The sequence below is a fragment of the Streptomyces sp. LS1784 genome, assembly GCF_020103755.1.
Taxonomy (GTDB): domain Bacteria; phylum Actinomycetota; class Actinomycetes; order Streptomycetales; family Streptomycetaceae; genus Kitasatospora.
In genome coordinates, this window is the sequence record NZ_JAHSQD010000278.1 from 1 (window position 1) to 10,765 (window position 10,765).

The 10,765-nt window shown below is 75.3% G+C and carries 10 protein-coding genes; 3 read left to right on the forward strand and 7 right to left on the reverse strand.

Annotated features, from left to right (window positions below):
- Window positions 1-70: 70 nt before the first annotated feature.
- From KS423_RS26855 to KS423_RS26865, 3 genes are all read right to left on the reverse strand, one after another.
- The gene (locus tag KS423_RS26855; protein WP_224282349.1) at window positions 71-901 is read right to left on the reverse strand and encodes an SDR family NAD(P)-dependent oxidoreductase; all 831 of its coding nucleotides are present in this window, start codon (window positions 899-901) and stop codon (window positions 71-73) included.
- Between the two features lie 101 nt (window positions 902-1,002).
- Window positions 1,003-1,413 carry a PaaI family thioesterase gene (locus KS423_RS26860; RefSeq protein ID WP_224282350.1) on the reverse strand — a complete coding sequence of 137 codons (411 nt, stop codon included), beginning with the start codon at window positions 1,411-1,413 and terminating at the stop codon, window positions 1,003-1,005.
- Window positions 1,414-1,444: 31 nt separating this feature from the next.
- The gene (locus tag KS423_RS26865; protein ID WP_224282351.1) at window positions 1,445-2,068 is read right to left on the reverse strand and encodes a TetR/AcrR family transcriptional regulator; all 624 of its coding nucleotides are present in this window, start codon (window positions 2,066-2,068) and stop codon (window positions 1,445-1,447) included.
- 73 nt (window positions 2,069-2,141) lie between these two features.
- On the opposite strand from KS423_RS26865, the gene KS423_RS26870 reads away from it, so the two are divergent.
- Both KS423_RS26870 and KS423_RS26875 read left to right on the forward strand, forming a co-directional pair.
- A complete protein-coding gene (locus tag KS423_RS26870) occupies window positions 2,142-2,645 on the forward strand; it encodes a DUF1453 domain-containing protein (RefSeq protein WP_224282352.1) in 504 nt (167 codons plus the stop codon).
- A 42-nt stretch (window positions 2,646-2,687) separates the two neighbouring features.
- Window positions 2,688-3,194 carry a hypothetical protein gene (locus KS423_RS26875; RefSeq protein WP_224282353.1) on the forward strand — a complete coding sequence of 169 codons (507 nt, stop codon included), beginning with the start codon at window positions 2,688-2,690 and terminating at the stop codon, window positions 3,192-3,194.
- Here KS423_RS26875 and KS423_RS26880 read toward each other — a convergent pair.
- The 4 genes from KS423_RS26880 to KS423_RS26895 all read right to left on the reverse strand — a co-directional run bounded on the left by KS423_RS26880 (window position 3,191) and on the right by KS423_RS26895 (window position 9,509).
- On the reverse strand, window positions 3,191-6,127 hold the full coding sequence (locus tag KS423_RS26880) for an FAD-binding and (Fe-S)-binding domain-containing protein (RefSeq protein ID WP_224282354.1): 2,937 nt from the start codon (window positions 6,125-6,127) through the stop codon (window positions 3,191-3,193). The two genes, KS423_RS26875 and KS423_RS26880, sit on opposite strands and share 4 nt — an antisense overlap.
- Before the next feature lie 163 nt (window positions 6,128-6,290).
- Entirely contained in the window at window positions 6,291-7,295 is a 1,005-nt protein-coding gene (locus KS423_RS26885; protein WP_224282355.1) for a glycosyltransferase family 2 protein, read from the reverse strand.
- A gap of 203 nt (window positions 7,296-7,498) precedes the next feature.
- Window positions 7,499-8,146 carry a transglycosylase SLT domain-containing protein gene (locus KS423_RS26890; protein WP_224282356.1) on the reverse strand — a complete coding sequence of 216 codons (648 nt, stop codon included), beginning with the start codon at window positions 8,144-8,146 and terminating at the stop codon, window positions 7,499-7,501.
- Window positions 8,147-8,684: 538 nt separating this feature from the next.
- Window positions 8,685-9,509, reverse strand: a complete 825-nt coding sequence (locus tag KS423_RS26895; protein ID WP_224282357.1) for an EI24 domain-containing protein — start codon at window positions 9,507-9,509, stop codon at window positions 8,685-8,687.
- Between the two features lie 141 nt (window positions 9,510-9,650).
- Here KS423_RS26895 and KS423_RS26900 point away from each other — a divergent pair, with 141 nt between their 5' ends.
- Window positions 9,651-10,439, forward strand: coding sequence for a trypsin-like serine protease (locus tag KS423_RS26900; RefSeq protein ID WP_224282358.1), 789 nt, complete (start codon window positions 9,651-9,653; stop codon window positions 10,437-10,439).
- Window positions 10,440-10,765: the final 326 nt, after the last annotated feature.

The following is a 10,765-nucleotide window of genomic DNA, read 5'->3' on the forward strand; positions in this document are numbered from 1 at the left end:
GCGCCCAGGGCCGGCACCGCACGCGGGCCGCGGCCCCGCCCGAGGAAGGGCGGGGCCGCGGGCGTGCCGGTCAGGGCGCCGGGACGGTGGGGCCGTGTGCCTCGACCGAGAGTTCCGCCCATGCGGCCCAGGTGGTGAGGCGGTCGGCGTAGACCTGCTGGACCATCGGGTGGCCCTGGGTGCCGAAGAACACCCGCAGCGGCGGCTGTTCGGCGTCGACGAGCCGGAGCAGGGCGCGGCCCGCCGCGGCCGGGTCGCCGAGGTCGAGCGACTGCGCGTAGGCGGCGAAGGCGTCGCGCAGCCCGTCGTAGTGCGGGTCGGCCCCGGCGCGCACGGCGGAGGCGGTCGCGTCGGTGGCGTAGCTGCCGGGCTCGACCACGGTCACCTTGACGCCGAACCCGGCGACCTCCTGGGCGAGCGCCTCGCTCAGGCCCTCCAGGGCCCACTTGGAGGCGCAGTACCCGCCGCCGAGCGGGAACGCGGCGACGCCGGCGACCGAGGAGATCTGGACGATGTGCCCGGAGCCCTGCGCGCGCAGCAGGGGCAGCGCGGCCTGGACGACCCGCAGCGGGCCGAACAGGTTGGTGTCCAGCTGGTCGCGCAGCTGTTCCTCGGAGAGCTCCTCGACGGCGCCGGACAGGCCGTAGCCGGCGTTGTTCACGATCACGTCGAGCCGGCCGAAGCGCGCGTGTGCCTGCCGCACACTGCGGCCGACGGCGGCGCGGTCGGTCACGTCCAGCGGGAGCGGGAGCACCGCGTCCCCGTGGGCGGCGACCAGGGCGGCGAGGTTCTCGACGTTCCGGGCGGTCGCGGCGACCCGGTCGCCACGGGACAGCGCCGCCTCGGCGAAGGCGCGGCCGAGGCCGCGGGACGAACCGGTGACGAACCAGACCTTGCTCATGTTTCCGCTCCACTGTGTCCGATGACTTGGTACTGGCATCAAGACACCTGCGGGCGCGCTGGTGTGACACCGGGGACGGAATCCGGGGGCGGGCGGTCAGGTCACCCCAGGGCGTAGACGGCGGTGGCGTGGGCGGCGGGGTCCTCGGCGCCCTCGGGGGTGAGGGCGATGTCGAGGAAGGCGATCCGGCGGCCGAGCTTGGTGATCCGGGCGTGCACCAGCACGTCCTGGGCGAGGACCGCGCGCTGGAAGGTGGTGGACTGCTGGACGGTGGTCATCGGGCCGAAGCCGCCGCGGGCCGACGCGACGGCGATCACGCAGGCCGTGTCGGCGGCGGCCATCAGCGCCTGGCCGGACAGCCCGCCGCCCTCGCGGGCGAGCCGGTCGGACCAGGGCAGGCGCAGGACGGCGTGGCGCTCGCCGGTCTCGGCGGTCGACAGGCCCAGGGCCTGCACCCAGGGGGCGAAGTGGTCGGTCAGGAGCTTGTCCGCCTCGGTGGTGGTGAGGGTCATCGCGCCATTGTGCCGGGGTGCCGGCGCGGTGTCAGGAGGTCGGCGCGGCCAAGGTGTCGAGGTGGCGGCGCAGTACCGCGTGCAGTTCGTCCGGGCCGACCAGGTCGGGGTGCTGGACGGCCTGGAGGGTGAGGCCGTCCAGCAGGGCGGAGAGCCTGCGGGTCTCGACGTCGAGGTCGAGGCCGGGGGCCAGGCCGCCGGAGCGTTCGGACTCGGCGAGGACGCGTCGGACCAGGTCGTCCAGTCCGGCCTGCATCTCGGCGGCGCGGGGCCGCAGGTCGGGCCGGGTCCGGGCGGCGGTGACGAAGGAGAGCCAGAGCGCGGACTCCTCCCGCCGTCCGGCGTCCAGCGGGAGGGTCTCGGCGAGCAGCCGGACGGTCCGCTCGCGGCGGTCGGTGCCGGCGGCGGCCGGGTCGAGCAGGGCGGCGGCGTGGACGCGGACGCGGGCCTCGATCCGGTGGGCCAGCTCACGCATCGCGAAGATCATCAGCTCCGAGCTGCCGGCGAAGTAGTGCCGCACCGAGCCGATGGCCAGTCCGGCCTCCTCGGCGACGTTGCGCAGTGAGGCGTGCTCCAGGCCTTCCCGGGCCGCGACGCGCAGGACGGCGTCGGCGACGGCCTGGCGGCGTTCGGCGGGGTCGACGATCTTCGGCATGTTGCCGTTATAGCACGGGTGAGCTAAATTGCTGATTTAGCACGGTCGAGCTACAAAAATTGGGGGAGTGGGCGTGAGCGGCTGGGTGCACGGGGGACTGATCGCCGTCGTGGTCGTGGTGGTGGTGATCCGGCGGCTGCGCGGCGAACCGCTCAACGCCCGGGACCTCTTCGCGCCGCCGGTGGTGCTCACCGGCCTCGGCGTGTGGGCGCTCGCGCAGCGGCACGGCCTCGGCGCGGCCGACTACGGCTGGATCGCGGCGGGCGCCGCGCTCGGCGTCGCGCTGGGGGCGGTGCGCGGCGCCACCATCCGGGTCTACGAGCGGGAGGGCGTGCTGTGGCAGCGCTACACGGGGCGGACCTTCCTGGTCGCGGCGCTGTCGTTGGGTGTGATGGCCGGCTTCGCCATGCTCGCCGCCCGCTTCGGCCTGGCCCCGGACGCCCGGCCGGTCCAGCTGTCGATCGGCGTGGGCTTCCTGGGGGAGGCGCTGGTGGTCGGCTTCCGGGCGGTCTCCTCGGGGATTCCGTTCGCCCCGGAGCGGCGGGATCCGAACCCCTTGGACCGGTTCCGTCGGTAACTTTGGTTGTCGAGAGCGGATTCGGCAACTATGGTTGTCGGCATGACGACCGTGGAGATCCCCCACGAGGAGCAGGCCGAGCTGGCCAAGGCCCTCCTCGACGCGCTCGACCCCCTCGCCGCCGCCGTGCGCGCCCGCGCGACCGGCCTGCCCGCGGAACGGATGTGGGACGCCGAGCCGGTCGAGGTCGCCCTCTCCGTACTGTCCGCCTGGAAGCTGGTCGACGCCGAGGTCAAGCGGCTCGCCGCGGTCGCGGCCGCCACCGCGGGCTCCTACGGCGCCAGCTACGAGCAGCTCGGCGCCGCCTGGGGCATCACCCGGCAGGGTGCCCGGAAGAAGTGGCCGGAGGCCGTCAGCCGCCCGGCGGCGCGGCCCGGGTCGCTCGAACTGTTCGGTGGCACCGCCGAGTTGGCTGAGGACGAGGCCTCCGGCGGCTGGCGCTGGACGGCCACCGGCGCGGACGGGGAACGCGGTGAGGCGGCCGCCGGCCACCGGACCCGCGAGGAGGCCGCGGCGCACGCCGGGGCCTTCCTCGCCGCGCACGGCTAGGGCCGGCCCCGCAGCTCCCGGGCGATCAGCTCCGCCAGGTGCAGGGACTGCCGCCCGTCGGCGAGTTGGGCGATCTGGGTGCGGCAGCTGAAGCCGTCCGCCAGTACCACCGTCTCCGGCCCGGCGGCCCGGACCGCGGGAAGCAGCACCCGCTCCGCGATGGCCTCGGACACCTCGAAGTGTCCCCGCTCGAAGCCGAAGTTTCCCGCCAGGCCGCAGCAGCCGGAGTCCAGCACCCGGTTGTTCAGGTCGAGCCGTGCCTCCACCCGGCGGTCGGCGGCGCTGCCGAGCACCGCGTGCTGGTGGCAGTGGGTCTGGGTGACGGCGTCCAGCCGGATCCGGGGGAGCGGGGCGTCCGGGGCGTACTCGTCGAGGAACTCGGCGAAGGTGCGGATGCGGCCGGCGAGCGGGCGGCCCTCGGTGCCGAGCAGCCGGGGCAGGTCCTCGCGCAGGGTCGCGGTGCAGCTAGGGTCCAGGCCGACCACGGGGGTGTCGGCCGCGGGCCCGTCGGCCGCCCGCCCGTCCGCGTCGAGCACCCGCAGGCTGCGGCGCAACACCCTTCGGGCGGTGCCGAGTTGGCCGGTCGAGTACCAGGTGAGACCGCAGCACACCGGGCCGGAGGGCAGCCGGACGTCGAAGCCCAGGTGCTCCAGCACCTCGACGGCCGAACGCAGCACGTTCGGCTGGAGGCGGTCGGAGAAGGTGTCCGGCCACAGCAGCACCGGCCGGGCGCCCGCCGGGGCCGGGTGCACGGCGCGGTGTCGCCGGTACCAGGCGGTGAAGGTCTCGGGCGGGAAGACCGGCAGCACCCGGCGCCGGTCGATCCCGCCGAGCCGTTTGAGCAGCCCGCCGGCCCGGGAGCGGGCGAGCGTGTTGGCGGCCCCGGGCGCGAGCGCGACGGCCCGCAGCCAGAGCGGCAGCCAGCCCATCGAGTAGTGGGCGAGGGGGCGCGGCCGGTGCCGGTAGTGCTGGTACAGGAACTCGGACTTGTAGGTCGCCATGTCGACGTGGACCGGGCAGTCGCTCGCGCAGCCCTTGCAGCTCAGGCAGAGGTCCAGCGCCTCCCGGACCTCCTCCGAGCGCCAGCCGTCCGGGATCGCGCCGTCGGCCCGGCGGCCGGGAGGTGTCCCCATCCCCCGCAGCATCTCGGCGAGCAGCCGGGCCCGCCCCCGGGTGGAATGCCGCTCCTCGCCGGTGGCCAGGTAGCTCGGGCACATCACCCCGCTGCCCGGGGCCACGCACTTGGCGACGCCCACGCAGCGGTGCACCGCCTCGACCAGGCTGCCGCCGTCCCGCTCGTACGGGAGCGCCAGCGGCAGCGTGCCGCGCGGGGCGGTGATGAACCGCAGGTCGGCGTCGAGCGGGCGGGGATCGACCATGGCACCGGGGTTGAGCAGGTTCTCCGGGTCCCAGATCCGCTTGAACCGGCCGAAGAGGTCGATGACGTCGGGCGGGTACATGCGCGGCAGCAGCTCGGCCCGAGCCTGTCCGTCGCCGTGCTCGCCGGAGAGCGAACCGCCGTACGAGACCGCCAGATCGGCCGCCTGCTCCAGGAACTCCCGGAAGACCAGCACCCCTTGGGGCTCGTCCAGCGGGAAGTCGATCCGCAGGTGCACGCAGCCGTCGCCGAAGTGCCCGTACGGGACGCCGTGCAGGCTGTGCCGGCGCAGCAGGGCGCGCAGGTCCCGCAGGTAGTCGCCGAGTCGCTCGGGCGGGACGGCGGAGTCCTCCCAGCCGGGCCAGGCCTGGCCGCCCCCGGGCAGCCGGGTGACGATCCCCGCGCCCGACTCCCGGACGGCCCACAGCTGGCGCTGCTCGACCGGGTCGGTGACCAGCGCGACGGTGGCCGAGCGCTCGCGGCGCACCGCGTCGGCGAGCCGGCGGGCGGCCTGGTAGGCGGCCAACGGGGTGTCGCCGCCGGTCTCCAGGAACAGCCAGCACTCGCCGTCGGGCAGTCGGTCCAGCGCCGGCGGGCGGGGCCCGGCGGCGAGCAGCGCGGCGATCAGGTCGGCCGCCATGCCCTCGGCGGTCAGCGGGCCGTACGGCAGCAGCGCCGGGACGGCGTCGGCGGCGGCGCCCTCGTCGGGGTAGCCGGCCACCACCAGGGCCCGGGCGGGCGGGTCCTCGACCAGGCGCACGGTGGCGCCGAGCAGCAGCGCGCAGGTGCCCTCGGTGCCGGTGAGCGCCCGGGCCAGGTCGTGGCCGTGCTCGGGCAGCAGCGCGTCCAGCGGGTAGCCGGAGGTGCGGCGGGGAAGCTGCGGCATGCCCTGCCGGATGACGGCGAGATTGCGGTCGGTGAACTCCTGGAGATCGGTGTGGAGTTGACCGACCCGACCGGGCCGCGCGGCGAGCGCGGCGCGCTCCCGGGAGGTGAGCCGCCCGCCGACGGTCAGCTCGGTGCCGTCCGCGAGCAGCAGCTCCAGCCGCTCGACGTTGTCGGCGGTGCGCCCCCAGGCGAGCGAGTGCGAGCCGCAGGAGTCGTTGCCGATCATGCCGCCGAGGGTGCAGCGGCTGTGCGTGGACGGGTCGGGGCCGAAGCGCAGCCCGTACGGCCTGGCGGCGCGCTGGAGGTCGTCCAGCACGGTGCCGGGCTCGACGCGCGCGGTGCGGGCCTCCGGGTCGAGCTCCAGTACCGCGCCGAGGTGGCGGCGGAAGTCCAGCACCACCGCACCCGGGCCGATCGCCTGCCCGCCGATGCTGGTCCCGGCCCCGCGCGCCACCACCGGCACCCGGTGGGCGCGGCAGAGCGCCAGCGCGGTGCGCACGTCGTCGAGGTCGGCGGGCTTGACCACACCGAGCGGCAACTGCCGGTAGTTGGAGGCGTCCTGGCTGTAGACGGTGCGCTCGGCGGCGCCGAAGCGGACCTCGCCGCGCAGCACGGCGGCCAGCTCGCGGGCCAACTCGGCTCCGGGGACGGCGGACGGACGGCTCACCAGGGACCTCCCGGGCGGTGCGGCGACGGCTCCGCCGATGATCGCAGGCTCGCGGCCCGGCGGTGTCACGTGACACCCTCAACGGCCGTGATCGACGAACCCGCGGCCGCGGATCCGGCCTTCCCCGATGCCTGCCGCGCCCGCCCGAGGCGGGCGGCTTGCGCTACTTCCGCCCGGTGAGCGTGCTGCGCGCGATGTGGGAGAGCTTGGCCACCTCGAAGGCCGGGTAGGCACCGCCCGCCAGCAGCGAGAACTTGACACCCTCGCGGCCGCCCGGCCGGCGGTGGCCGGGCGGCTGGAAGCGGCGGTGGTGCTCGGCGGCGCGGTGGAAGAACTGCGGCCGCTCGGCGCGGGTGACGCAGCCCGCCAGGTCGAAGACGAACAGGTAGTGCCGGATCATCCGGACGAACAGCGCGTCGCGCACCGCGTACAGGTGCGGCTGGTCCTCCAGCAGGGCGAAGCTGCGCTCGTACTGCTCGAACAGGTCGAAGACGCTGCTGCCCGGGCCGCTCGCCGGGTGGACGGTCTCCCGGCGGCGCAGCTGGACGCACTCGCGCGCCAGCACGGCGGCCTTCCGGGCGCCGAGCAGCGCGGCGTGCGCGACCGGGACCTCCTCGTAGCGGCCGGGCGGGAAGGCCAGGCCCAGTTCGGTCCAGTGGCCGCGACGGACCAGCCGGTCCCAGATCAGCGGCGGCGCGCCGAACAGCGCGGGCCGGTCGAGGGGCGCGAACGGCTCGGGGCCGGCCTCGGCGAGCAGCGCCTCGGCCCCGCCGGGCCAGTCCCGGTCCTGGTGCCGGCGGGAGTGGCCGAACAGCAGCACGTCCACCGGGCCGGTCTGCCTGAGCCGGTCGGCGAGCGTCTGGAGCGCGTCCCGGGGCAGCAGGTGGTCGGCGTCCAGGAACAGCAGGTACTCGCCGGTCGCCCGCGCCGCCCCCGCGTTGCGGCTCGTCCCGATCCCGACCGCCGCGTTCAGGTGCAGCACGGACACCCGCGGGTGGCGGGCCGCGTACGCGTCGGCGAGCCCACCCGCGGTCTCCGGGGAGCGGTCGGCGACCACGATCACCTCGATGTCGGCCAGGGACTGCGCGAGCAGCGAGTCTAGGCAGGCGGCGAGCTGGGTGTGCTGGTCGTAGGCGGGGAGCACGACGCTGATCAGGGGTGAGGGCATGACGCCGGAGCGTAAGAGGGCCTGCGAACCGTGGCAAAGCCGTGACGGCCCGTCATTCCGAGCAATCAGTGGCAAATCGTACGAGCGTGCGCCATATCTTCACGCCGCCTTCCGGACGTGTCCACGCCACCGACCTGGGGTGATGCGCGCCGGGCCCGCGACGCGGGGTGCGTCGCGGGCCCGGGAGGCCGAACGGGTTCGGCTCAGTACCAGTGGTGGGCCTGCCAGAACGACCAGGCGGCGCAGGGGCTGCCGTAGCGGGTGTTCATGTAGTTCAGGCCCCACTTGATCTGGGTGGCCGGGTTGGTGCGCCAGTCGGCGCCCGCCGAGGCCATCTTGGAGCCGGGCAGGGCCTGGACCAGGCCGTAGGCGCCGGAGGAGGCGTTGACCGCGAGCGGGTTCCAGCTGCTCTCGCGGAACACGATGTTGCTGAAGCACTGGAGCTGGCCGGCCGGCACGATCTGCGCGGCGATCTGCTGCGGGGTGCCGGAGTAGCCGGTCGGCGCGGCGGTGAGGTTCTGGCGCTCCTGGGAGCGGGAGGCGGCCTCGGCGTCGGCCTTGGCCTTGGCGTCCGCCTGGGCCTGGGCCTCGGCCTGTGCCTGGGCGGCGGCGTCCGCCTCGGCCTTGGCCTGGGCCTCCTGGGCGGCCTGCTCGGCGGCGGCAGCGGCAGCGGTGTCGGCCTGGCCCTGGCCGGCGACCGGCTTGCCGTCCACCGAGACGGCGGCCACGGGGGCGGCCTCGGTGGTGTGCCCTGCCTGCGGGATGGCGAGGGCGGCGGTGGCGGCGCTCGCGACCACGAGGGTGGTGACGCCGGTGATCAGGGAGTTGCGGCGGGCATGGCTGAGCTGCATGAAGCGGACGATCCTTCTCCGTCGGGGGCCGGGCCGGTGGCACCGGGGCGGGGGCATCGCGTGGGCTCCGGGGGAGCGGGGCCCGTGCGGCCGCCCTGGACGACCGTGGCGCCCCGGCGGAAGCGGCGGGGCGGACGGGCTGCGCGGCGGAGGTGGCCGGCCGCGCTGCCTGGCGACGGGCCATTCTTGGCAGGGCCGGGAGCGGGTGGCAAAGGCGTCCACTACTACGCGGGATCGTGGGTGCGGGGCGGCCGCGGCGGGCCTCGATGGTCGACTTGGCGGTATTTGTCCGGATTGCGCACTGGGGGTCGAGGCTGGGGCGGCGGCGACGGATCGAAAGGGCGGCAACCGTGGTGGCCTGTGTTCTTCAGGTGGGGTGAGGCCGCGGGCGGTCCGGCCGGGGCGCCTCGGCGGCGCCGGGGCGGGCGTCCGGGGGTGCCCGTCCACTACCGGCGATCGTGGATGGCGATCCCCCTGTGGGCGGGCTCACACGCATGCGGGGGCGAGGTCGGCGCAGCGTGACCGGACGGTGACGGCCTCAGGGGGTCGCGTACGGGTTGCCCGGGACGGGCCGCGCGGGGGTGGCGGCGAAGTCGGAGGCCGGGCCCTGCTCCTCCTCCTCCGGTGCGGTCGGGACGAGGTCGCGGGCCAGCAGGGTGGCGCCGGCGACGGCCCCCGGCATGGCGAACACCGTGACCAGCGGCACCAGGAAGGCCAGCACCAGCGGCGTGCCGAAGCCCAGGGCCAGCCCGAGCCGGGCGCGCAGCAGCCGGATCCGCTCCGGCTGCGGCACCCGGCGCCGCTGCAGGGCGACGGCCGTCAGCTCGACGGTCAGGAAGAAGCCGGACACCAGGAACCCGAGCACCGGGACCACCGTCTGCCCGACCACCGGGATGAATCCGCAGGCGAACAGCACCACGCCGAACGCGGCCACCCGCGCCAGCACGTACACGCTGTCGCGCACCGCGATCAGCAGCTCCCGCCAGAGCGAGGTGTCCGGCGGGGTGGGCGCGCCGCCCTCGGTCTCGTCGACCTTGGCGCAGAGCGCCTCGTAGAAGGGCTGTCCGACCAGCAGGGTGACGGCGGTGAAGGTGAGCAGGGAGAGCAGCAGGCCGCCGCCGAAGAAGAGCGCCGCGAGCGTGTCGCGCAGCAGGCCCCGCCAGGGGGACGACCAGTGGTCGGCGAACGGGGTGACCCAGTCCGCGAGATCCAGGGACCAGGCGCCGAGGAAGGCGAGCGCGACGACGTAGCCGACCAGCGTGAGCAGGGCCGGCAGCATCCCGAAGCCCCACCAGCGACCGTGCCGGCCCACCCATTTCTGGCCCTCGATCAGGTACTTCGTCCCCGCCACAAGATCTCGCATGGGCGATCACCCTAGGGCCTCCGTGCCCGGAACCCCGCATTGCCGTGTTCCTGCCAGTTTCGACCGGCAAGGCCCGGTCCTTCCTGCCACGGCGCCCGCCGGGCCACTCTCGGTGGTCCCCACCTGTCAAGGAGGAGTCCGATGAAGCGTCAACTCGGCAGACTGATGAGCCTGTTGGCCGGTCTGGTGCTCGGCGCCGGCCTGCTCGTGCTGCCCGCCGCCGCATCGCCCGCACCGTCCCCCGGCGTGGTCGGCGGCGCGCGGGCGGCGCAGGGCGAGTTCCCGTTCATGGCGCGGCTCTCGATGGGCTGCGGCGGCGCGCTCTACACCTCGCAGATCGTGCTCACCGCCGCCCACTGCGTCGACGGCACCGGCCCGGACAGCAGCATCACCGCCACCTTCGGGGCGGTCGACCTGCGCAGCGGCACCGCGATCAAGGTCCGCTCCTCGTACGTCTACCAGTCGCCGGCCTTCACCGGCGCCGAGAACGGCGACGACTGGGCGCTGATCAAGCTGGCCTCGCCGGTGAACAGCAGCCTGGTCAGCACCCTGCCGATCGCCACCTCCACCGCCTACGACAACGGCACCTTCACCATCATGGGCTGGGGCGCCGCGAGCGAGGGCGGTGCCCAGCAGCGGTACCTGCTCAAGGCCACCGTGCCGTTCGTCGACGACGCCACCTGCGCCGGTGCCTACCCGGGCCTGAACAGTGCCGGCTCGCTCTGCGCGGGCTACGTCGCCCAGGGCGGCGTCGACACCTGCCAGGGTGACTCGGGCGGCCCGATGATCCGCCGGGACGCGGCGGGCCGCTGGATCCAGGTCGGCATCGTCAGCTGGGGCAACGGCTGCGCCCGCGCGGGCTACCCGGGCGTCTACACCCAGGTGAGCACGTACGCGGCGGCCGTCGCCTCGGCGGCGGCCGGCCTCTGAGCCGACCCGCAGGGGCCGAGGGGCCGGCCGAACCGGTCCGGCGGGGCCGGCCACCACTCCCGCAGGTGGTGGCCTGCCCCGCTGCTTTCGCGGCGGACCGGCCGTCGCCGTGCCCGGCAGGCGTTGCCGCGTCCGGGCAGGGGTTGCGGAGCCCGGACGTTCACCGGTGCAGCCACTCCCCGGCCCGCCGCTGCTCGCGGGCGATGCGGCCGGTGGTGTTCGGAGGCAGACGGGCGAGCTGGGTGGCGGCGGCATCGGCGTGACCGGCGAGGGCGTGGGCGCCGGCGAGGCGGGCGGAGACCAGGGCGTGGTCGCGCGGGTGGGCG

Excerpts from the sequence above, each read along its gene's own strand:
- KS423_RS26855 (WP_224282349.1), bottom strand. The coding sequence starts at position 901 with ATGAGCAAGGTCTGGTTCGTCACCGGTTCGTCCCGCGGCCTCGGCCGC.
- KS423_RS26860 (WP_224282350.1), bottom strand. The coding sequence starts at position 1,413 with ATGACCCTCACCACCACCGAGGCGGACAAGCTCCTGACCGACCACTTC.
- KS423_RS26865 (WP_224282351.1), bottom strand. The coding sequence starts at position 2,068 with ATGCCGAAGATCGTCGACCCCGCCGAACGCCGCCAGGCCGTCGCCGAC.
- KS423_RS26875 (WP_224282353.1), top strand. The coding sequence starts at position 2,688 with ATGACGACCGTGGAGATCCCCCACGAGGAGCAGGCCGAGCTGGCCAAG.
- KS423_RS26885 (WP_224282355.1), bottom strand. The coding sequence starts at position 7,295 with ATGCCCTCACCCCTGATCAGCGTCGTGCTCCCCGCCTACGACCAGCAC.
- KS423_RS26890 (WP_224282356.1), bottom strand. The coding sequence starts at position 8,146 with ATGCAGCTCAGCCATGCCCGCCGCAACTCCCTGATCACCGGCGTCACC.
- KS423_RS26895 (WP_224282357.1), bottom strand. The coding sequence starts at position 9,509 with ATGCGAGATCTTGTGGCGGGGACGAAGTACCTGATCGAGGGCCAGAAA.
- KS423_RS26900 (WP_224282358.1), top strand. The coding sequence starts at position 9,651 with ATGAAGCGTCAACTCGGCAGACTGATGAGCCTGTTGGCCGGTCTGGTG.